At 44.1% G+C, this 23417-nt stretch carries 17 protein-coding genes and 1 pseudogene; 2 read left to right on the forward strand and 16 right to left on the reverse strand.

Features of this window, described 5'->3' with window-relative positions:
• Window positions 1-93: 93 nt before the first annotated feature.
• From DQQ01_RS12410 to DQQ01_RS18225, 5 genes and pseudogenes are all read right to left on the reverse strand, one after another.
• Entirely contained in the window at window positions 94-2607 is a 2514-nt protein-coding gene (locus DQQ01_RS12410; protein WP_111920297.1) for a glycoside hydrolase family 31 protein, read from the reverse strand.
• A 12-nt stretch (window positions 2608-2619) separates the two neighbouring features.
• On the reverse strand, window positions 2620-3921 hold the full coding sequence (locus tag DQQ01_RS12415) for a TRAP transporter large permease (protein ID WP_111920298.1): 1302 nt from the start codon (window positions 3919-3921) through the stop codon (window positions 2620-2622).
• Entirely contained in the window at window positions 3918-4421 is a 504-nt protein-coding gene (locus DQQ01_RS12420) for a TRAP transporter small permease (protein ID WP_111920299.1), read from the reverse strand. The genes DQQ01_RS12415 and DQQ01_RS12420 overlap by 4 nt, the downstream gene beginning before the upstream one ends.
• Window positions 4421-5458, reverse strand: a complete 1038-nt coding sequence (locus DQQ01_RS12425) for a TRAP transporter substrate-binding protein (protein WP_111920938.1) — start codon at window positions 5456-5458, stop codon at window positions 4421-4423. The genes DQQ01_RS12420 and DQQ01_RS12425 overlap by 1 nt, the downstream gene beginning before the upstream one ends.
• A gap of 21 nt (window positions 5459-5479) precedes the next feature.
• Window positions 5480-7982: pseudogene (locus DQQ01_RS18225) on the reverse strand (glycoside hydrolase family 31 protein).
• Window positions 7983-8233: 251 nt separating this feature from the next.
• Here DQQ01_RS18225 and DQQ01_RS12435 point away from each other — a divergent pair.
• On the forward strand, window positions 8234-9052 hold the full coding sequence (locus tag DQQ01_RS12435) for an AraC family transcriptional regulator (RefSeq protein ID WP_111920300.1): 819 nt from the start codon (window positions 8234-8236) through the stop codon (window positions 9050-9052).
• On the opposite strand, the gene DQQ01_RS12440 is transcribed toward DQQ01_RS12435, so the two are convergent.
• The 10 genes from DQQ01_RS12440 to DQQ01_RS12490 all read right to left on the reverse strand — a co-directional run bounded on the left by DQQ01_RS12440 (window position 9049) and on the right by DQQ01_RS12490 (window position 20741).
• Window positions 9049-11067 carry an ABC transporter permease gene (locus tag DQQ01_RS12440; RefSeq protein ID WP_111920301.1) on the reverse strand — a complete coding sequence of 673 codons (2019 nt, stop codon included), beginning with the start codon at window positions 11065-11067 and terminating at the stop codon, window positions 9049-9051. The genes DQQ01_RS12435 and DQQ01_RS12440 overlap by 4 nt on opposite strands.
• A complete protein-coding gene (locus DQQ01_RS12445) occupies window positions 11064-11828 on the reverse strand; it encodes an ABC transporter ATP-binding protein (RefSeq protein WP_111920302.1) in 765 nt (254 codons plus the stop codon). Before DQQ01_RS12445 ends, DQQ01_RS12440 begins: the two co-directional genes overlap by 4 nt.
• A 137-nt stretch (window positions 11829-11965) precedes the next feature.
• Window positions 11966-12973: a sensor histidine kinase gene (locus DQQ01_RS12450; RefSeq protein ID WP_111920303.1), complete on the reverse strand. Its 1008-nt coding sequence runs from the start codon at window positions 12971-12973 to the stop codon at window positions 11966-11968.
• 19 nt (window positions 12974-12992) lie between these two features.
• The gene (locus DQQ01_RS12455; RefSeq protein WP_111920939.1) at window positions 12993-13667 is read right to left on the reverse strand and encodes a response regulator transcription factor; all 675 of its coding nucleotides are present in this window, start codon (window positions 13665-13667) and stop codon (window positions 12993-12995) included.
• A 381-nt stretch (window positions 13668-14048) separates the two neighbouring features.
• Complete coding sequence (locus DQQ01_RS12465) at window positions 14049-14807, reverse strand: ABC transporter ATP-binding protein (protein ID WP_111920305.1); 759 nt, start codon at window positions 14805-14807, stop codon at window positions 14049-14051.
• The gene (locus tag DQQ01_RS12470) at window positions 14808-15590 is read right to left on the reverse strand and encodes an ABC transporter ATP-binding protein (RefSeq protein WP_111920306.1); all 783 of its coding nucleotides are present in this window, start codon (window positions 15588-15590) and stop codon (window positions 14808-14810) included.
• Between the two features lie 32 nt (window positions 15591-15622).
• On the reverse strand, window positions 15623-17206 hold the full coding sequence (locus DQQ01_RS12475) for an ABC transporter substrate-binding protein (RefSeq protein ID WP_111920307.1): 1584 nt from the start codon (window positions 17204-17206) through the stop codon (window positions 15623-15625).
• Window positions 17207-17233: 27 nt separating this feature from the next.
• Window positions 17234-18100 carry a nickel transporter permease gene (gene nikC / locus DQQ01_RS12480; protein ID WP_199797960.1) on the reverse strand — a complete coding sequence of 289 codons (867 nt, stop codon included), beginning with the start codon at window positions 18098-18100 and terminating at the stop codon, window positions 17234-17236.
• The gene (locus DQQ01_RS12485; RefSeq protein ID WP_111920308.1) at window positions 18097-19041 is read right to left on the reverse strand and encodes an ABC transporter permease; all 945 of its coding nucleotides are present in this window, start codon (window positions 19039-19041) and stop codon (window positions 18097-18099) included. The genes nikC and DQQ01_RS12485 overlap by 4 nt, the downstream gene beginning before the upstream one ends.
• Window positions 19042-19049: 8 nt before the next feature.
• Window positions 19050-20741 carry a M14 family metallopeptidase gene (locus DQQ01_RS12490; RefSeq protein ID WP_111920309.1) on the reverse strand — a complete coding sequence of 564 codons (1692 nt, stop codon included), beginning with the start codon at window positions 20739-20741 and terminating at the stop codon, window positions 19050-19052.
• 273 nt (window positions 20742-21014) lie between these two features.
• On the opposite strand from DQQ01_RS12490, the gene DQQ01_RS12495 reads away from it, so the two are divergent.
• A complete protein-coding gene (locus tag DQQ01_RS12495) occupies window positions 21015-22214 on the forward strand; it encodes a coenzyme F420-0:L-glutamate ligase (protein ID WP_111920941.1) in 1200 nt (399 codons plus the stop codon).
• Between the two features lie 451 nt (window positions 22215-22665).
• On the opposite strand, the gene DQQ01_RS12500 is transcribed toward DQQ01_RS12495, so the two are convergent.
• Window positions 22666-23373 carry a BRO family protein gene (locus tag DQQ01_RS12500; protein ID WP_111920310.1) on the reverse strand — a complete coding sequence of 236 codons (708 nt, stop codon included), beginning with the start codon at window positions 23371-23373 and terminating at the stop codon, window positions 22666-22668.
• Window positions 23374-23417: the final 44 nt, after the last annotated feature.

Genomic DNA, 23417 nt, shown 5'->3' on the forward strand with positions numbered 1-23417 from the left:
CTTTTCTTTTCCGCGTGTAAATACTGGATTGTTCTGCGGATTTCTGTAGATAAAATCAGGTTTATATCCCTATCCGGGGGATTTTTCTGCCCTTTAATCCGTAAATTCCATACCAATCAAATCAAATTTCTCGCAGCTTATCACAACCGTAAAGCTGTCTTTTTCCGGTTTCGGGCATTTTACGCGGATAATGCGGTCAGACATATCATAATACCAACCGCTCTCCGCTTCCTCAAAGCTTTCTTTTGTCAGGAATCTGGCAATTTTTTCACCTTCTACGCTTACCCAGTAAGCGCCTTTTTCCTTACTTACCAGATTCAGTTCCAACTTGTCCCAGGTTTCCTCAAAGGAGCCGCTCTTTGTAAAGGTAATGGTTTTTCTGTCCCCTGCCTTTACTTCGATACAGGTTGAAGCATATTCTCCTTCTTCAAACTTCTTAGACCAGCCGTCATCGTCGTAATAAGTAAATTCTACATCGTTTTTACAGCTTACAAGGAAGTTCAGAGTTTTCAGCGTATCTCTCTTAATCTGTGTGACATCTTCGCTGGTAACATAGATACCACTGTCCCTGAAGAACATAGGTATGGACGCCAAAGTAACCGGGACTTCTATGGTCTGTCCGCCTTCATAGGCTTTAAAATGGTCATTCATATCATACCACACAGAACCCTTGGGCAAATAAATCTCCCTTGTTTTTGCTCCTTTTTCTACCACGTTTGCCACCAGAACAGAAGAACCAAACAGGAATGTCAGATGCTCGTCTGTGTAACAATTTTTGTCCTCCGGAAATTCCAGGAACAGAGGCCGCATCACAGGCATGCCGTTTTCGTGGGCTTCCCGCATAAGGGAATACAGATACGGAATCATGCGGTATCTCTGGGCATAGGCTTCCTGTACATAAGGAAGAGTTTCCTCGTACATAAACGGCTGTGTCACTGTGTTGTCACTGTTTGCAGAATTAATGCAGAATCTGGGCTGGAAAATTCCATTCTGAATCCAGCGCAGCAAAAGCTCTGCCTCCGGCGCCGGTCCTGCAAATCCGCCGATGTCGCAGCCTGTATTGGCAATGCCGGACAGTCCCATGCCTAAAATCGTGGCAATGTTAAACTTCACGGTACGCCAGTCTGTAAGATTATCTCCGTCCCATACCTGGGCGTAACGCTGAATACCTGCAAAGCCTGCCCGGTTGATGATATAGGGGCGTTCCTCAGGATAAACCTCTGCAAGCGCCTCTTTGGCAGTGTATGCCATCATATTGGAGTGAATAATCTTCAGTTCCGCCATGGTTCCGCCCATGCCTTCAAATTCACAGAAGGCATCTCTGTCCTCAATGCCGTCGTATTCACAGTTGTCGTTCCACACCGTCTTTGAACCTTTTTTCAGAAGAGTTTCCTTTAACAGTTCCTTCCAGGTATTTCTTCCCTTTTCTCCTGTAAAGTCCACGAAGCGTCCTTCTCCGCCCCACCAGCGTCCGCGGTAATCGTCTTTCTTATCCGGGGTTTTCACAAACACATCGTTTTCTTCAAAGACCTCCCGATAGGGGTGGTTTTCCAGAATTCCCGGCTTCATATTTGGAATCACATTGATTCCCATGCCTTCCATTTTCTCAAAGAAGCCCTCCGGATCCGGAAATCTCTTTTTGTTCCAGTTAAAGGTATAGCGCAGATTATCCTTTTCTCCTGAAGAATAACCGCTTGCCAGCCAGAAGTTGTCTATATAAATGTTTTCATCAAAGTGCTTCTGAATGACTTTGTAAATTTCCTCATCACAGTCTTTTTCCAGCTCTGCATAGTACATGGTGGAAGCTGTATAGCCCAGGGACTGCTTGGTAGGCATTGCCTGCCGCCCGGTAAGGAAGGTGTAGCGATTTAACACAGAGGGCATATCCGGTCCGTTTATCAGGAACAAATCAATGTCCCCGCCGTCTGCCTGATAATAGCAGTAGCAATCCCAGTAACCGCTTCTCTCATTTCCCATATCAAACACAGCGTCATAGGAATTGTTATAAAACAGTCCCAGAGCATGAAGCTTTTCTTCGTTTACGCGGATATAAAAGGGAATGTGTTTGTATAAAGGCTCTCCGAATTCCGGGTCAAAACCAATGGCGTCCTTGGGGGACATACGCATACGCTTTCCTCTTTTATCCAGATGTCCGGTCTTTTCTCCAAAACCGTAAAAATGGTCTTTTTCCATATCCGCTTCTGAATAATGGGTGATTCTGCCAAGCTGGTCCTTGTCAAAGGCTCTTTCCTTTAAGTCTGCATAAATCAAATTTCCTTCCTTATCATAAAGACGGAAGTTTAACGGATTTTTCTGCATCACCAGGCAAAGGGTTTTTGTCCGAAAGACAAGCTGCTCTTCTGTTTCCTCATAAGGAAGGGCAAGGGCAGCAATACGCTGCCTCTCTTCCTTCAAAAGTCCGTCTAACTCGTCCTCCCAGGCAGTTGTCACCAGAGCATAGGACGCTTCCTTAAATATACGGTCAAAGGATACGCGGATACGGATAATATCGTCTGTTAAAAAAATCAGCTTGATGGCTCCGTTTTCTCCCTGTACCAGATATCCGTTTTCTGTTTTTTCGATTCCCTGAAATTTTCCAAAAAGCATGTTTCTTCTCCTTTATATCAAGCCCAACAAAGTAGGTACTGCCATAGACAGCGCCGGAATATACGTTACGGCAAGCAGGATTCCCAGAAGCACTGCAAAGTAAGGCAGCAGGGTTTTGGTTACCTGCTCAATGGTAATTTTACTGATTCCGCAGGATACAAAGAGTACAGAACCTACCGGCGGAGTCATACTTCCCATACACATGTTGAAAATCAGCATAACACCAAACTGAATGGAAGACATGCCAAGGCTTTCTGCGATTGGCAGGAAAATCGGTGTAAAAATCAAAATCGCAGGGGTAATGTCCATAAACATACCAATTACCAGCAGAATAATGTTCATTAATAAAAGAATTACATATTTGTTTGTGGAAATGGACATCAGTCCTTCACTGATAGCTGCCGGAATACCGGAGTATGCCATAACCCAGCTCATGGCAGAGGAAGCAGAAATCAGGAACAGGATAATTCCACTGGTTGCCGCGCTGTTTAAGAGAATCTTCATAAAAGATTTCATGTTAATGCTCTTGTAAAGAATGGACAGAATCAGGCAGTACAGTACGCACACACCTGCACCTTCTGTTGCAGTAAAGATACCGGCAACAATACCGCCGATAACAATCACAATCAGAAGCAGACTTGGAAGGGCTTCAAAGGTAATCTTTAAAGCGTCCTTCATTGGCACACGTCCGGAAGTAGGGTATTTGTGCTTTTTTGCATAGATAAATGCAACCACCATAGTACCCAGACCCATCAGGATCCCCGGTATGTAGCCTGCCATAAACAAGGCGGAAATAGACACGCCGCCTGCTACTGTGGAATACACGATAAATGCACTGGTTGGCGGAATCAGAAGTCCGGTAGGCGCAGAAGCAATGTTGACTGCTGTAGCAAATGCAGGGTCATAACCCTCTTCCTCCTGAATCGGGTAAATACAACCGCCCATGGCAGAACTTGCTGCAACTGCAGAACCGGACAGAGCGCCGAACAACATGTTTCCAAGAACGTTTGCCTGTGCCAGAGAACCCGGAATCCAGCCGCAGAACAGCTTCGCAAAGTTTACCAGTCGTCTGGCAATACCGCCGTTGTTCATAATATTACCGGCCAGGATAAACAGAGGCACTGCAAGAAGAGAGAAACTCTCCACACCGCTGTTCATTTTCTGCATGGTAATGAAAGTAATCTGATCCCAGGACAGTGTAGACACTGCCGTTACAATCGAAGAAATTACAATTCCTACAGAAATCGGACAGCCGATAAACAGCAGGATTCCGAAAACTGCAAATAAAAGTATGGTTGTCAGTACTATATTCATGCTTCTTCTCCCTCCTCAATCACATTTCCTGTTACATCTTCGTACAGGTTAATCACCTGTGCCAGTACAATAAACACACCGGCTACAGGAGCCATGGCATATACCAGACCTCTGGAAATGCCCAGAAGCGCAGAATATTCATGCACAGCGCTGAGCGCCAGCTTGGTTCCGCCGATAATTACAACAAACACTGCAAACAACAGAATCAGGGCATCTACAAAAACCATAAGACCTTTTTTCGCCCCTGGAGATACCTTATCTCTTACAATCACCAGAGCCATATGCTGTCTGGTGCTGAAGGCATAAGCCGCACCGATAAAGCCTGTCCAGATAAGCAGATAACGCACCACTTCTTCTGTAAACGCCGCCGGGCTGTTTAAAACGTATCTGGTAAAGACCTGGTATAAAACTAACAGTGTCATGGCAGATAACAGCACTGCCGCAATTCTGGACAAAACAAAGTTCATGCCCTTTTTAATTTTTGTCAATGTTTCCAGCATTACTTTTCACTCCCTTCCTGTACTGCGTGAATGGTATCTAAAAGCTTATCCACACCGGGATAACGCTCACAATATTCCTCTACCATACCTTCGGTTGCCTGGCGGAAAGCCTCTTTATCCACATCTTTTACAAAGGTAACGCCCATTTCTGTTTCTGCCTCTTCCATGGCATCCTCAATGGCCTCCTCCCACAGAACCTTGTGGCTATCTGTGGAATTGTGGGCTGCCTCCAGAATGATTTCCTGGTCTTCCTTACTGATCTGATTCCAGATTTTGCTGCTCATAACCATAACGTCCGGAATCATGGCATGCTGGTCTAAGGAATAGTACTTACAGATTTCTCCGTGCTTTCCTGTAGTCAAAGCGGTTTCGTTATTCTCTGTACCGTCAATGATTCCGGTCTGCAAAGAGGTATAAACATCACCATAAGACATCGCTACCGGAGTTCCCCCCAGTGCCTGCATCATATCCGTCTGGGATTCCATATCCTGCACACGGATTTTCAGTCCTTTTAAATCTTCCGGTGTACGGATTGGAGTATTTTTTGTGTAAAAAGAACGGGCGCCTGATGTGTAATAAGTCAATGTTACAAAGCCCTCGTCCTCTGTGGACAAGAAGAAATCCTGCATGGCGTCAGAGTCCATAACATGATAGAAATCCTCTTCGTCATCAAAAATATATGGCATACCAAAAGCATTATATCCCTCTTCAAAGGTTGCCAGGTTGGGAGCCGCCACCTTTGTCATGGCAATTACTCCGGCATTTAACTGCTCCATGGATTCTGTTTCAGAGCCAAGCTGTCCGTTTGGGAAAATCTTAATCTGGATTCTCCCCTCCGTTTTCTCCTCTACCTCTTTGGCAAATTCCTCCATGGCAATGTGTACGGTATGGGTTTCACTGAGCCCGTGGGACAGGGTAAGCACCATGGGATTTTCTGCGGTGGCTTCCTTACTGCTTGCCGCGCTTTCATTTCCGCAGCCTGGGAGCATGCTCAAAGACAGGCTCGCAAGAACTGCTATTGCTGCTAACTTTTTCATTTTCACATTCCTTTCTCTTTTTTACATTCCAATCATGTCAAACTGTTCAAAGGAAACGATTGCTTCGTAATCCTTCTTTGGATTTTTATATTTTATCTGCACAGATTTCAGTCTCTGACTGTAATACCAGCCGCATTCTGCTTCTTCAAACTTTCTTCTGTGCAGGAAATGAGGAAGTTCCTGTCCGTCTACCTTTACCCAGTAAGGCGCTTTTTCTCTGTGAATCATGTCAATCTGCATGTCTTCTACCTTTGTTTCATAGCTGCCTTCGTTTGTAAAGGTAAGTACAGTTTTCTCTCCTGCTTTCATGGAGATTCTGGTTTTTAAATAAACCCCTTTTTCGTAATCCATGGTTGCGCCGTCGTCTTCGTAAAGAGTAAACGCACTGTCCTTATCTGCTGCACAGAGAAGAGAAATTCCTGTTGTCTGCTGCTTCATCAGGTTATCCATCTTGTTAAGAGCCATAGGAATCATAGCACCACTTCTTACATACAGCGGAATGCTTCCCAAATCTACCGGAATCTCAATAATCTGTCCGCCTTCATAGGCTTCTCTTGTGTAGAAATCATAGAAAGTTTCACCCTTTGGCAGATAAACTTTTCTTGTCTTCGCACCTTTTTCCACCACGTTTGCTACTAAAAGGGAATCTCCGAACATAAAGTCCACGCCCTCGTCATAGCAGTTTTCATCCTGCTGGAAAGCGCTGCACATGGGTTCCATAATAGGAAGACCTGATTCATGGGCTCTTTCCATAAGAGAATACAGATATGGAATCATCTGATAACGGAAAGAAATGGCTTCCCGGATATATTCCTTACAGTTGCTGTACATCCACGGCTCTGTCACGGTGTTGTCAATATTAGTAGAGTGAATGGAAAATCTGGGCTGGAAAATTCCGTTCTGAATCCAGCGCACAAACAATTCCGCTTCCGGTGCAGGTCCGTAAAATCCACCGATGTCACAGCCCTGGTTTGCCACACCGGATAAACTCATACCTAAAATGGTGGCAATGTTGTATTTCAGAGAATCCCAGCAGGTCAGGTTATCTCCTGCCCAGGTCTGTGCATATCTCTGAATTCCGCAGTGACCGGAACGGCACACAATATACGGACGGGTGTTGTCAAAGGTTTCATGTACTGCCTCGTCGGTAATATGGCACATGATGTTAGACATCACAGATTTTAACTGTCCGATGGTACCGCCTTTTCCCTCAAAGCTGCAGCGGCAGTCCTTATCCACCATGCTGTCGTATTCGCAGTTGTCATTCCACACAGAGCTGGTGCCGTATTCCAGAACATTTTCCTTCAGCATTTCTTTCCAGTTCTCTCTGGTATCTTCGCTGGTGAAATCCACAAACATGCCTTTTCCGCCCCACCCAGGTTCCGATTCCCGGCTCTTCGCTCTGGCTGTCCTTTACAAACATGCCCTTTTCCTGCATTTCTTTTAATTTAGGGTGTACCAGCAGCATACCCGGTTTCACGTTTGGAGAAACACACACGCCTCTGTCTGTCATCTGTTTAAAAAAGTCTTTTGGGTCTTTAAAACGTTTGTCATTCCAGGTAAATACACAACGCTTAATGCCTTCCTCTGTTTCAATGGCGCAATAGCCGGAAGAAAGCTGGAAACCGTCCACCGGAATTCCCTCTTCTTTTGTGGTATCAATGAATTCCAGAATTGCATCGTCGCAATCCTTCTCAAGTTCCGGATAATACATGGAAGAACCCAGGTATCCCAATGCGTATCTTGGAAGCATGGCAGATTTTCCGGTCAGATCTGTATAGCGCTCTACCACCTGCTTTATGGAAGGTCCTGCAATAAGGAATAAGTCAATATCTCCGCCGTCTGCACGGTAACGGCTGTGCATTTTCCAGTAATTACTCTTTTCCTTTCCCATATCAAAATCACATTCATAGGTGTTGTGATAAAAATATCCCACAGCCTTTTTATGTTCCCGATTCAGCTTGATATAAAAAGGAATGTGCTTGTAAAGAGAATCTGTTTCTTTTGGGTTGTAGCCCATGGCGTCCTTTGGACTCATGTTCATAAACTTCTGTGCCTTGTTAAATTCTCCGCTCTTTTCTCCGAATCCATAGAAGCAGTCCTGCGGTGTAATTTCACTGGTATGGATTCTGCGGTGATTGCTGTCTTCCATATAAGCCAAATCCACAATATCAGCATGCAGCAGTGTGTTCTCTGCATCATACACACAAATGCGGAACGGATTCTTCTCAATCTCTACCCGAAGTTCTTTTCCCCGGATAATCGCCTTCTCTTCTCCGTCTTCCAGAAGCGCCTGTGCAAGCTGTACCCGCTTTCTTTTCCCTTCCAGGAATCCATCCATGCGGTCTTCCCAGCCTGTCATAACCAAACTGTAAGATTCCTCTGCAAAGTCCCCGTCAAATCCCGCCCGAATTCGTACAATAGAATCTGTCAGAAAAAGCACCCGGATTTCCACACAATTTGTCCGGACAGAAACATATCCGTTTTCCTGTTTCACATCTTCTGCCTTAAAACATACTTTCATTGGTTCTCTCCTTTTTTCTTTCATGCCCACATTATAAGAAAACGAAAAGGAATTTCATAGACAAAATTTGCTTAAAATCGCTATATTTTTTACTTATCTTGCTCTCTTTTTTATCTTTTTTCTTGCTTTTCTTTTTCTTTCATGCTATCCTGCCTTTAAAACCTGGGGGCATCGAAAACGTACCATTGGGATATCTGTGTATTTGCAGCGATGCCCCCGTCCCTTTCAAATTTTACACAGGAGGCCTTCTCATGCTGGACACTGCCGCCATCGTAATGTCACATGGAAAAAAACTTGCTTATGGATATGCGGAAGGGGTCAATGACAATATGTGTCAGTCCCACTTCCATGATTTTTTTGAATTGTATTATTTAGAATCCGGGGAACGGTATCACCTGATAGAGGGTGAGTTGTATCATCTCACAGCCAATGAGGTTGTCATTTTTCCTCCCAATGTCATGCACCATTCCTACGGAGATAAGAACGTACCCTTTAAACGAATTGTTCTTTATTTTACACCGGATATGATTGCTTATCCTGAACCCTGTACCTATCTTCAGAAAAAGCCCCGGATTTTTTCTTTAAAAAAAACGAAGAAATCTCTGCTGTATTTCCTTCTGTCCATGCTTGATACAGAGTGGGACAAAGAAGAAGGAATTTTCCAGCAGGAATATCTGGAATCTCTGTTAAACCAGCTTTTGCTCACAATTTTAAGAGCAGATTACACCCCTGTGCAAAGCACCCCGAAAACAAGACCTGCACAGGCGGTAAACTATATCCATGAACACTATGCCGAGGAAATTTCCATTCCCGAGCTGGCAGAGATGCTCTATGTCAGTCCTTACCACCTGTGCAGAGAATTTAAAAAAGCAACCGGTAAAACCATTGTCCAGTATTTAAATATGACCCGGGTCCTCCATGCCCAGCGCATGCTTCTGGAAACGGATTACAACATCACCCGCATCAGCAAAGAAACCGGCTTTTCCAACCTCACCCATTTTAACCGGATTTTCAAAAGCATTGCCGGCATGTCCCCCAGCGAAAAGCGCAAACAGTATAAAACCATTTAGTCCCTGCTGCTGACAATGCCATAGTACGCCTTGGAGGTTACCAGATACATAATAATATAAAACAGAGAAAACAGCAGATAGCAGCCCACCATAACCGCAATCAGAAGCCCTGTATTCATAACTCCTAAAAGAAGCAGGATTTTCTGTATCATCGGAAAAGCAAAAGCTGTATGGATTCCTGCTGCCAGAAGCGGCAGGAAAAATACGGTGAGTACCTGAGAATTAATACTCTTACGGATTTCCCGTTTTGTCATTCCCACTTTCTGCATGATGTCAAACCGTTTCTGATCCTCATATCCTTCTGTTACCTGCTTGTAATACATAATCAGAACCATGCCAACAATAAACACCAGTCCCAGCAGGATTCCCAGAATAAACATACCGCCATAGAGCGCATAAAATTCTGCCCGGGCAGAGGTACTGTCTTCAATATCTATCCGTACATATCCTTCTTGTAACAGCTTATCCCTTTCCTCCTGAAGACGTTTCGCCACCTTCATATTTTCTTTATAACTGCAGTCCAGATCAAAGCCGTAATAATCATTTATTTCCAGTAAAGGCTCTCCCTGCACTACCTTCCATTTTTCATAGTACTCCTGTACCGTATCCATATCCTTTACAAAAATAAACATAGAAGGCATCACCTGCATGGAGTCAATGCCATTCTTTATAAATTCAGGCACTTCCTCCTTTACTTTCCACTTTGTGCCATCATCAAAACAGATTTCATCATATCCATACTCTGTTTTTGTCTGATAAAGCAGCACTTCATCTTTCTTTAGCGTTTCCTTTTTTCCCATAATGCGGTTATAGTCCTCTAAAGGCACAATAAAAAGCTGACGGATACTGTCCATCGTATTCGTATTAAAAGCAGCAAAGTTTTCCCTTTCCAGAAAAATATTCTCCTCATCAGCCAGTCCTGCTGCCGCAAAAAATCGATAATGCAGGGTGTTTTCTTCTTTTTGTCCCTGTTCCGCCAGTACTTTTTCAATCATCTCATGTACGCCCTGTACGATCTGCGTGTCCCCGGAGTAGGTATACACTTCAACATTCCTTGGATACCTGGCACGCAGCTGGTCTTCCACACCGATAAACATGCAGGAAACCGCAGACACCATAACCAGCACCATAGTAGACAAGATACAGATTGACGCCAGTCCGGAACCGTTTCGTTTCATACGATACATCATAGAAGAAACGGAAATAAAATGTCCTGGTCTGTAATAATAATTTTTATTTCTCTTTAAAATTTTACACAGCAGTACAGAACCTGCACGAAACAGCATATAGGTGCTGACAATAACCATTGCCACTGCCACAAAGAACCAAATCATGGCTGCCAGAGGTTCTTCAATAGATACGGCAATATAATAGGCTCCTGCCAGAATCACAACGCCCAAAATTCCTTCCAACCAGTTTGCCTTTGGAGGCTTTTCTCCCACCGCCTCGCTTTTTAAAAGTTCAATGGGTCTGGAATTGGAAACCTGAATCAGACACTTTATCAGAATTAAAAGAAAAATTCCTCCGAAAACCTTTAAGGTCAGAGCCAGGGACTGCATACTGATTGTAAAACCAAAATCTGCTTCTCCGTTCAGAAGAGAAACCATGACAAGCTCTGCTGCCTTTGAAAACAGAATCCCTGTAAAAATTCCCAAAAGGAGGGAAACTACAGACACCTGCACACACTCCCAGGCAATCACTTTTGCCAGATTCTTCTTTCCCATACCCAATACATGGTATAGGCCAAACTCTCTCTTCCTTCTTCGCATGAGAAAAGAATTGGTGTAAAAAATAAAAATCAGTGCAAATCCTCCCATAATCCCACAGCCAAGGGATAAAACAGACTGCATGGTCGCCCCGCCCTGCATGGCGTGAACAGTAGGGCTGGTACATAAGAAAATCAGGATATAAAACATAAAAATCATGCCAATATTTGCCAGAATATACGGCAGATAAATTTTTTTATTTTTCTTTATCCCCGTCCAGGCAATTTTATAATAAAACCCTCTTTTCACTGCTCTTCACCTCCTGCTGACAGCATGGTCAGAGTGCTGGAAATCTTTTCATACATCTGCTGGTTCGTGTCCTTTCCACGATAAATCTGATGAAAGACCTCTCCGTCCTTAATAAACAGAACCCGGTTGGCATGACTGGCTGCCTTTACAGAATGCGTCACCATTAAAATGGTCTGTCCGTCTTCGTTTACGGTTCCAAAGAGGCGCAGCAGCTCGTCTGTGGAACGGGAATCCAGCGCTCCGGTGGGTTCATCTGCCAGAATCAGGCGGGGATTTGTAATCAGCGCCCTTGCCACAGCAGCTCTTTGCTTCTGCCCGCCGGACACCTCATAAGGATATTTATCCAGCAGCTCTTTTATACCCAGCTTTGCTGCCAGAGGCTCTAAAAGTGCCTCCATTTGCCTGTGATGCTTTCCCCCAAGCACCAGAGGCAGGTAAATGTTGTCCCGGATAGAAAAGGTATCCAGCAGATTAAATTCCTGAAAAACAAAGCCCAGATGATTTCTCCGAAATACGGAAAGGTCTGCGTCTTTGATTCTGGAAATATCTCTGCCGTCTAAAAGCACGCTTCCCCCTGTGGGTCTGTCCAGAGCTGCCAGAATATTTAAAAGCGTGGTCTTTCCGGAACCGGATTCCCCCATGATTGCTGTATATTCACCTTCTTCTATACTGAAGTTTACGTTTTTTAATGCCTGTACCTGATTGCCTCCAAAACGGGTGGTATAGGTTTTTTTCAGGTTTTTCACTTCCAAAATTGTCATCTCGTTTTGTTCCTCCTGTTTCTTTCTTCTTAACTTACAACCCCATTGTAACAAAACAGGGAAATGTCCTGCCATAACTTCGGCTTACATTTCCCTGCTCTCGTCTTACATTTTTGTAAGATGGCTGTAATTTTCTGTTATTCGGTTTCCAGCTGTGCCTTTCTCAAATCCAGATACACGGCAGTTCCTTCCCCAATACAGGATTCTGCCCGGATTTTATGTCCGAGACGTTCACAGATGCGTTTGCATAAATACAGTCCGATTCCGCTGGCTTTTTTTTGCAGCCTTCCGTTACAGCCTGTATACCCCTTTTCAAAAATCCTGGGCAAATCCTCCGGCGCAATACCAATTCCCGTATCCCGGACACATAAAACGCCGGGTTCTGTTTCTTCTATAGAGATGCTCCCTCCGGCTTTGGTATACTTCAGGGCATTGGACAATACCTGCTCCAGAACAAACAGAATCCACTTTTCGTCTGTCAGTACACAACCCTTTATGGGCCTGTATTCCAGACGGATTTTTCCCCGGATAAAGAAGGAGGAAAACTTGTGCAGCGCCTGTTTCACAATGCTGTCTGTGGCATATTCCCGAAACACATAATCCGTATCTTCGCTGTCCAGACGAAGATAGCAAAGCACCATGTCCGCATACTGTTCAATCCGCATCAGATCGCTTCTGATATCTCTGGCAAGCGTGGTATCCTCATTTTCCAGATTCAGATGCATGGAAGCAATGGGGGTTTTGATCTGATGCGCCCAAAGAGTGTAATATTCTATCATATCCCGGTATTTCTGACTGTCCCTTGCTTCTAACTCCCGATATCTTCTGTCCAGCTCCCTGATTAATTCCTGATAATCCTGTTCTAAAATTCCCTCTGTAAGGGGCAGACTGTCCACAAAAAACTCCTTTTGTGTGCAAAGCCTTCCAAGCTGTCTGCGATTTTGACGAAACTTCCTGAAATGGGGAATCAACACCACAAATCCCAGAAATCCGCAAACTGCACTGGCATAAAGCGCTGCTGCTGCCGGTATCTGATACAGAACAAAGAACAGAATAAAAATACAGGAAAACGCTATATATAAAAACACCACCCTGCTATGCTGCTTCAAATAATCTTTTAAATCTTTTAAAAACGCTCTTGTCATTCCTCTCAACTCCTGCCTTTCATTCGGCAATCAGATAGCCCATTCCCACCTTTGTGGTAATAAAATCCGTAAGTCCTGATTTTTCCAGCTTTTTGCGAAGGCGGTTTACATTCACACTTAAGGTATTTTCATCTACAAAGCTGTCATTTTCCCACAGCTTTTCCATAAGCCGTTCTCTGCTTACAATCTTTCCCTTTTGCTCCATTAAGGTGAGTAAAATCCGATATTCGTTTTTCGTAAGTTCTATTTTCTCTCCCTGAAAATGCAGCAGGGCGTCCTCTTTTGACAAAAGCGCGCCTCTGTGTTCCAACACAGACACCTGGCTGCCGTAATCATAGGTTCTTCTTAAAACTGCCTGTATCTTTGCCATTAAAACAGCAAAGTCAAAGGGTTTTGCAATAAAATCATCTGCCCCTGCCTGCACTGCCATAACAATATTCAGATTATCAGAAGCAGAGGAAATGAAAATCACCGGAACCTTGGACACCTCTCTGATTTTCTGACACCAGAAATATCCGTTAAAAAAGGGAAGGGAAATGTCCATTAAAACCAGATGAGGTTCATACGCTGCAAATTCTGCCATAACCTCATGAAAATTCTCTGCACACCTGGCGTCCATGCCCCAGGCATTGGTCTGTTTTTCTATAGCTCCGGAAATACCCGGGTCATCTTCTACAATAAAAATTCGATACATGGGTTTCTCTCCTTTTTCCATAACAAAATTCCTCAGAAACACGCCCTGCCTTTCCACCTTCCCGGCAGTCTGATAACCGGTATCTACGAAGTTCCATAGTCCTTCCCAAATATAATCTGCCACCATGTGGCAGCAAGCTGATATTCATTATACCACGCACGCAAAAAAAAAGAAACCTGCCCTGCCAACGACAAGTTTCTTTTTTATGGGATTTCAAACTCTTTATATGCAATACAGTGTGCGGAGGTTTTATACTGCATATATTCTGCATATTCATGCAGTGAATTCCTACAGTTATTTGAAACGGTAACTGTACTTATATCCTATCTCAAATAGCCTGCTTGCGCAAGCCTGCCCGGGGGATACATTTTTGTTTTTTTTCTAAAACACAGACTCCACCAGCATTTTTGTATATGCATTCTGAGGATTGAAGATTATCTCCTTTGGTGTTCCCTGCTCCACAATTTTCCCGTCCTTCATTACCAGGACACGGTCGCAGAACATCTGCACAAGCGCCAGATTATGGCAGATAAAAAGATAAGACAGCTTCTTTTTCTCTTTAAACTCCTGCAAAAGTTCCAGAATCTGCTGCTGTACCGTTACGTCCAGCGCGCTGGTGGCTTCGTCACAGATGACAATTCGTGGCTCAATTGCCAATGCTCTTGCAAGGGCGGCTCTCTGGCACTGCCCTCCGCTGACCTCATGGGGATACCGATTGTAAAATTCCTCTGAAAGTCCGCATTGCTTTAACAGCCCCAGAACCTGTTGTTTTCTTTCTGAACCGGACACGCCACGATTCTTCAGACTCTCTCCTATCCCCTTTCCCAGAGTCTGACGGGGGTCAAAAGAAGTGACCGGATTCTGAAAGACCATCTGTATATTCTGATATGCATTCCGCAATTTCTTGCCTTTTGCATGGGTAATATCCTCCCCGCATAAAGAAAGGCTTCCCGCCGTCACATCAGCTAATCTGGTAATCAGTTTTGCCAGAGTACTCTTTCCGCTGCCGGATTCTCCTACAATTCCAAGGGTTTCTCCCGGATAAAGTACAAAATCCACTTTATCAACTGCCTTAAAGTCCGGCTTTCCCGCTGTCTTAAAAACCTTTGTTACACCCTCTACTTTTAAAACAGGCTCCATCTATATCCTCCGCAATCTCGGCACTGCCTTTAATAATTTCTGTGTATATTCACTTTTCGGCGTCTGAAGTACCTGCGCCGTTTTTCCATATTCCATAACCTGTCCGTCCTTAAGCACCAGCACGGTGTCTGCCATGGCGGATACAACGCCGATATCATGGCTGACCAGTATCATAGCTGTGCCGAATAGTTCTCTGAGGCGAAGCATTTCCTCCACAACCTGACGCTGCACCGCTACGTCCAGCGCACTGGTAGGTTCATCAGCCAAAAGAACAGAAGGCTGCATCAGCATTGCCATGGCAATGCCGACTCTCTGATTCATACCTCCCGAAAGTTCAAAAGGATAGCTGCTCCAGATACGGTCCGTATTGTGAAAATGCAGTTTTTCAAAGAGTTCCAGCGCATCTTTTTGTACTTCTTCTTTCTTTGTTTTTTTATGCGCGGCAACACTTTCATAAATCTGGTCGCCAATGGTACGAATCGGGCAAAGAGAAGCCCCTGCATCTTGGAAAATCATGCCGATTTCTTTTCCTCTCAACCCTCTGAGTTCCTTTTCAGACAAATCGGGGATATCTTTTCCCTGAAACCAGATATCTCCCCTTGTCACCATTCCGCTATTTCCCAGAAGTCCCATACAGGCTTTTAAAATCGTGCTTTTGCCGCTTCCTGACTCCCCTACAATTCCCAGGATTTCTCCCGCATGCAGGGAAAAGCTCACATCGTGTACCACAGCCTGTCCTGCAAAACAAACCTCCACCGACTGATATGCCAGTATTTCTTCCATAAATTTATCTTCCCTCCAACCGGAATCCTGCCTTATGACGCCGGCGCCAAATCCACGGTAATTTCATAAAAATCACACGGGTGTGCCGTTAAGCCGGTAACGGTAGACTTACTAATCATGCTCATTTTCAAGTGAGAACAAAAAACAAATCCATAATCGTCCAGTATGGTCTGCTGCATCGCCACAGCCAGTTCACTGCGTCGTTCTGTATCAAAGGTCTTTGCCATCTCTGCTTCCAGTTCCTCCAGCTTGTCGCTGTGATAATGTCCGTTGTTTACCGCAGAACTGTCCAGACAATGGGTAGTAAAGAAATATTCCGGATCTCCGGTAGGCGCTGTTACCATAGCGCTGGCATATACGTCCCAGGCAGAAGAATCTGCCCGTATGCTGTTGTGGTCTGCAGTACTGTTAATTTCCACATTCATGCCGATTTCCTTTAAAGTTGCCTGTGCAGACTCTGCAAGCAGCGGCAATTCCTGACGGCTCGGATACGTCAGCCAGCGGATATTCAAATCCTGTCCTTCCTTCTCCCGGATTCCATCTCCGTCTGTATCTACCCAGCCTGCTTTTTCCAGAACCTCTTTTGCTCCCTCCGGGTCATAAGCTTCTGTTTTCACCTGATTTCCGCCAAAGGCAAATTCTTCCGGAAAAGCGCCAACTGCCGGATAGCCGTTTCCCTGCAGAAGAGTATCTACAAAGCCCTCTTTGTCAATGCCCATGGCAATCGCCTGGCGCACTGCTTTATCCTGTATCACAGGGCTTTCAAAATTCATATGTGCAAAAAATGTACGACTGGTGGCACAGCTTGAGAAAGTATAGTTTTCGTTTTCAAATAACGGATAGCTGGCATAAGGCATACCATATGCTGCGTCAATCTCTCCTGACTGAAGCGCCATGGTCAAAGTATCTCCATCTGAAATTGTGCGAACTGTAATCTCGTCATAGCCCGGGTCGCCATTCCAGTAATCCTCATTTTTCACTAATTGCAATTCCTCACCGGACACCAGGGTTTCTGCCTTGTAAGGGCCTGTTCCCGCCACAATGCCGTCTTCACTTACCCCGGCTTCCATATCAATAATACAGCCATAAGGGTCGCTTAAATAATTTAATAAAGTAGGCTTAGGTTCTTTTGTTTTAATGGTTACAGTCTGCCCTTCTGCCGTAATGGTGTCTATCATCAAATCGCCTTTTGCACGGTCATGGACTTCTACTAAATGCTCCAGACATTCTTTCACAGCCTCGCCGTCCATTGCCCGGTCACTGGTAAACTTCACGTTATCCTGCAAGGTAATTTTCCAGGTCAGTTCGTCTACATTTTCATAACTCTTTGCCAACCATGGCTGGATTTCCATACTGTCTGAATACTTGAAAAGTGTTTCTCCCACTCCGTATCGGATACATGCCCAGCCTGAATACATATTATGAGGGTTTATATCCGGTTCTTCATTTTCAGGATTAAAGGTAGTGTCACCAAATACAAACGTTTTTTTCCCTGTATCTGCTTCCTGCTTTGTATCCGCCTTTTTCTTCTCCTCTGCTCCGCAGCCGGTCAAAAGCCCCATTCCCAGGCAGATTGCCATAACCATTGCCGATATTTTTTTGAAATTTTTTCTCATGTTTTCTCCTTTAAAATGATTTCTCTTTTATTTTCTGCGGCTGTTGCGAGGGTCTAAATAATCCCGCACCGTATCCCCCAGAAGGTTAAATATTACCACAACAATAAAAATCGCAATTCCCGGTCCGATAATGACCCACGGATAGGTTTGCAGCATGCTTCTCCCGCCGCTCATCATATTTCCCAGTTCTGCTGTGGGAGGCTGCGCTCCCAGTCCCAAAAAGGACAGACCTGCCAGTTCCATGAGCATTGTGCCGATATCCAGCATCGAAGTGACCAAAATCGGTCCCATGCAGTTTGGAAGGATATGCTTTACAAGAATTGCAAGCGAATGGTTTCCTGCAAGCTGCGCCGCCGCTATATAATTTGTATTCTTTTGCGCCAGAGTCTGACTTCTTGCAATCCTGGCATACTTGGGCCAGCTAATCACTGCCAGAGCAAAAACGGCATTGTCCAGACCGCCGCCTAGCAGGGCCGCGATTGCCAATGCAAACACCAGACCCGGAAATGCCAGACACACATCAGATATTCTCATAATGACCGCATCGGTCACGCCTCCGAAATATCCGCACAGAATCCCCACAATGGTTCCCACAACCGTAATGATAACCACCAAAGACAAGGTTGCCAAAACGCTGGTCTGAAGTCCCACTAAAATGCGGGAAAACATATCCCGTCCAAACCGGTCCGTGCCTGCCAGGTGTTCCGTACTTGGCGGCTGAAGAGAAATTCCCATGTTCTGGGCATTGGGGTCATAAGGACAGAAATATTGTGCAAAAATCACCACCAGCATCAACAATCCCGCCAGAATCAGAAAAAAAAGAAATCTGCCCTTCATATGGCTTTTCTTCACCTTCTGTTTCCGAACAGACGGGATAGCCTTTTCTTCCTTCATGCTTCCTCACCCCCTAAGCGTATTCTTGGATCTAAGACCCGATAAGAAAGGTCTGTAATCAGGTTGACACAGACATAAATAATTGCCAGCCACATAACATACGCCTGAATCATGGGATAATCTCTCATATTAATGGCATCAACTGCCAGCTTTCCTACTCCATCCCACAAAAAAATAGATTCCACAATGGCGGTTCCGCCTAAAAGACTTCCGATGGAAAGCGTAAGCAGGGTAAGAATCGTTACCAGACACGCCCGAAGCACGCTTTTGCTCAAAGTAACAGAAAATCGTACCCCTCTTGCCTTTGCTCCTATGACATAATCTTTGCTCAATTCATCAAGCACCGTTGCCCGCACCTGCCTCAAATATTTTGCGGACATGGCAATCGCCAGCGTCAGGCTGGGAAGGGCTACGCTTTGGATACTCACCTCTGTGGAAATAACCGGGAATACATTGAGCCTGATTGCCAGAAAATACATTAAAAGCAACGCCACAAAAAAATTCGGCATACTGTTCCCCAGAAAGCTTCCTGCTCTTATGAGATAATCAGTAAAACGATTCTGTTTTACCGCTGCCAGCACTCCCAAAGGAATGGAAATCACAATAGTAAGCAAAATGGAAACCCCGGTAAGCAGTAACGTTGCCGGCAGTTTTGAAAGAAAGGTGGGAAAAACCTCTTTTCCCGATATATAGCTGGTTCCCATATCTCCCTGTAAAAGATTTCCAAGCCATACAAAATACTGGGTAAGAAACGGCTTGTCCAGTCCCAGCTCTGCTCTTGCACGGTCTATAGCTTCCTGGGAAAGCACCATACCCGTATTCTCCATTTTCTGCAGAACTGCATCACTTCCTGCCAGCCGCATCATACCAAAAGATAAAAAAGTAATGACAAACAGAATCGGAATTAACTGTAAAAAACGTTTCGCTGCATATTTTCCCATAGTCTTCCTCATTCTTTCCTCGCACACAGGGTGAACAGTGGATCTGGATTATAAAACGCATCTTTTTCAATATAAATCCGCCCACTTACTCCAAAATTCAGGGAAAGATCTGCAACTCCCAGTTTTCCTAAAGTTTCCACGTCCCAGGCAGGACGGCTATAAGAACTGATAGGAAGCTGGCGTTTAATAGCCTCGCATTCCTGCAAAAGCGCATCTCCCAACTGATTATGCGCATGATTCTCCGGTAAGTGGGAGGTATCTGCACAGTCACTCGCCCCGTAATTGGCATCAAAATTCAGCAAAATACCGCCATGTTTCAATACTCGCAGCCATTCTCTGTATGCATGTCCTGCATCCGGCAGTGTCCAGGTTAAATTCCTGGAAATTACCATATCAAAGGTTTCGTCCGCAAACTCCGGATTTTCTGCGTCCATGACCTGAAATCTGCAGTCTGCCCCTTCTTCCTTTGCCAGCTCCTTTGACTTCTCTATCATATCAGGTGTTAAATCCACCCCAATCACTTCATGTCCCTGCTTTGCCAGCAAAATGGTAAAAAATCCAGTTCCACAGCCCACGTCTAAAATTTTCAGCTTCTTTCCCGGCAGGTATTTTTTGATTTCTGTAAGCCAGCGGTCTGCCATAGAGCTGTGCAGCTCTGCCCTTCTCTGTTCCTTAAAACTACTGCTTCTCTTTGTCCAGTATCCTGCTATCCTTTTCTTCCGATTGTCCGCTTCTCTGGAAATCCTTCCATATGCAATAACAGAACCTCCTTCTGTAACCTGCAGGCTTCCTGTCTGAAACAGAATCACCCCTTCATACTCTGCCCGGCATATTTCCAGAATATTTCCATTATAATCCTTTACCATACCCAGTATTTCGCCCTGCTGGATCATATCTCCGGGCATCTTGCTGGGATACCAGAGTCCTGCCTGATTTGCCGCCTGATAGCTGACGTCCTTTACTTCCAGAGGATAATAATTCCGGTAATCCTTCTGTCCCAGATAAACCCCCAGATGGCAGAGAATATTCCGCACATCTCTTCTGGTAGAATGGCTTTCCTCCAAAGTCCAGCCTCCCATCTGTCCTCTTTCAATCAATACCGAAGGGATTCCAAGACTTGCTGCATAATTATAACAACCTCCTTTTGCCACACAGGAACGAACCATATAAGGTACATCTGTCTGTTCTGCCATTTCCCTTGATTGTTCTACCACACTCTCCCTGGCAACACCTGCATAATATACATAAGGCGTCAACCGTTCATAGCTGTCCCCACTGTGCAGATCAATATAAAAATCTACGCCCGGAAACAGTTCTTTTTCTATGGCATAAGCCAGGCGCTCCATCTGGCTGCCATCTGGCTTTCCCGGAAAAACCCGATTCAGATTTACACCATCTTCAAAGCCCTCACTGCCGCTTCGCTGTTCAAATGCCTGGCGGTTTATCACCTTTACAATGACCACTGTACCTGCAATTTTTTCCACCTGGAGATGGTCAGCCGATTCTATAGCTGACTGAATCCCCACATATTCTGCTGCATGGATTCCTGCAGTCACCAGCACCGTCTTTCCGGCTTCTTTCCCGTTTAATACGGTAACTGGAAGCTCGAATTCCCCGTTTCCAATACAAATATACCCTATTTTTTTCTCTCCCGGCTCTGCCCGGAAATTTCCCAGGCAAAAGGTCTTGTTTTCTTTCATTTCTCTATATCCTCTATCTGTCAATTTTCTCTTTTCTTCGTATTCTTTCTGCGGAGTCAGTTTATCAAATTCTCCTCTGTATCACAAGCCCCCCAGGGGGATTTCACCAGGCAAAAAGCCGGGATTCCTGTATTTTTCACAAAAATCCGGTTTTTTTTCATAAAACCTACAGTTTTCCCTTGCATACAAAGGGATTTCAACGTATTATAAAATAGGCAGGAAATTCTGCCCGGAATTTGTAAGAATCCAATGGAGGTACATACTATGGAAAATATAGACCGCATGGTGGGAACTGTATCACGAGGAGTCAGAGCGCCGATTATCCGTAAGGGCGACAACCTTTCTGAAATCGTTGTGGACTGTGTATTAAAAACCGCCGAAAGCGAAAACTTTGAAATCCGCGATAAAGACGTGATTGCTGTAACAGAGGCTGTTGTTGCACGAGCTCAGGGCAATTATGCCGGTGTACAGGATATTGCAGCCGATGTAAAGGAAAAATTTGGTGATGATACGGTAGGCGTTATCTTCCCGATTTTAAGCCGTAACCGTTTTTCTATCTGCTTAAAGGGAATTGCTATGGGCTGCAAAAAAATCGTGTTGATGCTCAGCTATCCTTCTGATGAAGTGGGCAACCACCTGGTAGACTTAGACCTTTTAGATGAGAAAAATGTAAATCCATGGTCTGACATTCTCACAGAAGAAAAATACAGAGAATTATTCGGCTATGAAAAGCATGTATTTACAGGTGTAGACTATGTAGAATACTATAAACAGTTAATCCAGGAAGCTGGCGCAGAGGTGGAAATCATTTTTGCCAACAATCCAAAAGCAATTCTTTCCTATACAAAGAGTGTGCTAACCTGCGATATTCATACACGTCAGAGAACAAAACGTATCTTAAAGGCCAATGGCGCTGAAAAGGTTTACTCTTTAGATGACATTATGACAAAAAGCATCAATGGCAGTGGATACAATGACGCCTACGGACTTCTGGGTTCCAACAAGGCAACCGAAGACACGGTAAAACTCTTCCCTATTAAATGTGAAGAAGTGGTATCTGCAATCCACAATTCCATATTGGAAAAAACAGGAAAAAATGTGGAAGTTATGGTATACGGCGACGGTGCATTTAAGGATCCTGTGGGAAAAATCTGGGAACTGGCTGACCCGGTTGTTTCTCCTGCTTATACAAAGGGACTGGAAGGAACGCCAAATGAAGTGAAGCTGAAATACCTGGCTGACAATGATTTTGCAGACCTGTCCGGCGCAGAATTAAAAGATGCAATCAAAAACTATATCACAGAAAAGGACGAAAAGGCTGCCAGCTTAAAGGGTACCATGGTAACACAGGGAACAACTCCAAGACGCTTAACAGACCTGCTCGGCTCTTTAGCTGACTTAACCTCCGGCTCTGGAGATAAAGGTACTCCGATTATTTACATTCAAGGATACTTTGACAATTATGCAAAATAAAGGCACGAGGTGACAGAAACTGTCATGTGCCTATCGAGGCTGTCACATTGGATACAGATTGAGCGTATTTCATGTGACAGCTTCTTCAAAAATGCTGCAATGGCATTCCTATTTTCACTTCTTTGCAATTCACTATTTTTCACATGATTATATTTATGACAGTATAATATACTTACCCGGACAGCGGTAATTATTATGAGTACATACGAGGACTATATTGCTGCTATTTTATTCGATTTTCCCTCTTTACAAATAGTTTCCAAAACCATTGTATTTTCAAGAAAGCCTTTATTTACAAGGGTTTTAAGCATTGCATAATGTTAAAAATGCGAAAAAGGGGACAAAAAGGGGACAAACATAAATATTATAAGACATTACACTACATAACTACAGCAGAAATTTTTCCAAAGATGATACAATATTTTCCCCGGCTGGCAACCGGGGAAGTATTTTAAACTATAACATTTCCAGAGAATAGCCCCAAAATAAACTCTCTCCCTAGTTGTGTAATTCTTCTATGATAAATTACTCTACCGTTATCAAGGACTTCCTGTTTAATCTCCTCGTATCCTAAGTTACTGTATTTAGAATACATAACCCACGTTCCATTGATATGGTACTGGATTTTCTTTTCTGACAACATTTTATTTAATTGAACCGCAGATTTCATGTTTAATTCTTTTGCAATTTCTGTCATGGTATAGGTTTTGTTTATGTGGGTAAGAATTGCATTTTTCTTTTCTGCCTCTACTCTGGCAGTACGTTCTTCTTTTAATTTTGTCAACAGTTCAATTCCAAAATCCGGATTGTTGAGGATATTGTCTATTACGTTGTCCGTAGCATAGATTCCGTGTTTACGAATGGAAGGAAGCACCTCATCGAATACCCAGGTTTCAAATCTTTCTGCCGATTCTAATTTGCTATGAGTAATCAGGCGGTACATGTCCCCTTCTCCAATGAAATTAACTTCCTGCATTTTACCACTGATAAGGGTACTGTGTTTTACCGTAGCCCTACAATGCTGATTAATTGCATCATTTGGTCTTATATATCCTAATGCTTTCGCTACATCACTCGCCATAAAATATGGCTTCCCTTCCAGTTCTATTGTCCGTATCTGCCCAAATTCCCTGTTATTAAAAATCTGCAATTCTTTCATATTCTGATTTTCCTTTCTGACGTTCACAAAAAATAAATAAGGCA

The organism is Blautia argi, assembly GCF_003287895.1.
Taxonomy (GTDB): Bacteria; Bacillota; Clostridia; order Lachnospirales; family Lachnospiraceae; genus Blautia; species Blautia argi.

Bases quoted from the DNA above. Each gene is read 5' to 3' on its own strand.
- DQQ01_RS12410 (WP_111920297.1), bottom strand. From the start codon at position 2,607: ATGCTTTTTGGAAAATTTCAGGGAATCGAAAAAACAGAAAACGGATAT.
- DQQ01_RS12415 (WP_111920298.1), bottom strand. From the start codon at position 3,921: ATGAATATAGTACTGACAACCATACTTTTATTTGCAGTTTTCGGAATC.
- DQQ01_RS12420 (WP_111920299.1), bottom strand. From the start codon at position 4,421: ATGCTGGAAACATTGACAAAAATTAAAAAGGGCATGAACTTTGTTTTG.
- DQQ01_RS12425 (WP_111920938.1), bottom strand. From the start codon at position 5,458: ATGAAAAAGTTAGCAGCAATAGCAGTTCTTGCGAGCCTGTCTTTGAGC.
- DQQ01_RS12435 (WP_111920300.1), top strand. From the start codon at position 8,234: ATGCTGGACACTGCCGCCATCGTAATGTCACATGGAAAAAAACTTGCT.
- DQQ01_RS12445 (WP_111920302.1), bottom strand. From the start codon at position 11,828: ATGACAATTTTGGAAGTGAAAAACCTGAAAAAAACCTATACCACCCGT.
- DQQ01_RS12450 (WP_111920303.1), bottom strand. From the start codon at position 12,973: ATGACAAGAGCGTTTTTAAAAGATTTAAAAGATTATTTGAAGCAGCAT.
- DQQ01_RS12455 (WP_111920939.1), bottom strand. From the start codon at position 13,667: ATGTATCGAATTTTTATTGTAGAAGATGACCCGGGTATTTCCGGAGCT.
- DQQ01_RS12465 (WP_111920305.1), bottom strand. From the start codon at position 14,807: ATGGAGCCTGTTTTAAAAGTAGAGGGTGTAACAAAGGTTTTTAAGACA.
- DQQ01_RS12470 (WP_111920306.1), bottom strand. From the start codon at position 15,590: ATGGAAGAAATACTGGCATATCAGTCGGTGGAGGTTTGTTTTGCAGGA.
- DQQ01_RS12475 (WP_111920307.1), bottom strand. From the start codon at position 17,206: ATGAGAAAAAATTTCAAAAAAATATCGGCAATGGTTATGGCAATCTGC.
- nikC (WP_199797960.1), bottom strand. From the start codon at position 18,100: ATGAAGGAAGAAAAGGCTATCCCGTCTGTTCGGAAACAGAAGGTGAAG.
- DQQ01_RS12485 (WP_111920308.1), bottom strand. From the start codon at position 19,041: ATGGGAAAATATGCAGCGAAACGTTTTTTACAGTTAATTCCGATTCTG.
- DQQ01_RS12490 (WP_111920309.1), bottom strand. From the start codon at position 20,741: ATGAAAGAAAACAAGACCTTTTGCCTGGGAAATTTCCGGGCAGAGCCG.
- DQQ01_RS12500 (WP_111920310.1), bottom strand. From the start codon at position 23,373: ATGAAAGAATTGCAGATTTTTAATAACAGGGAATTTGGGCAGATACGG.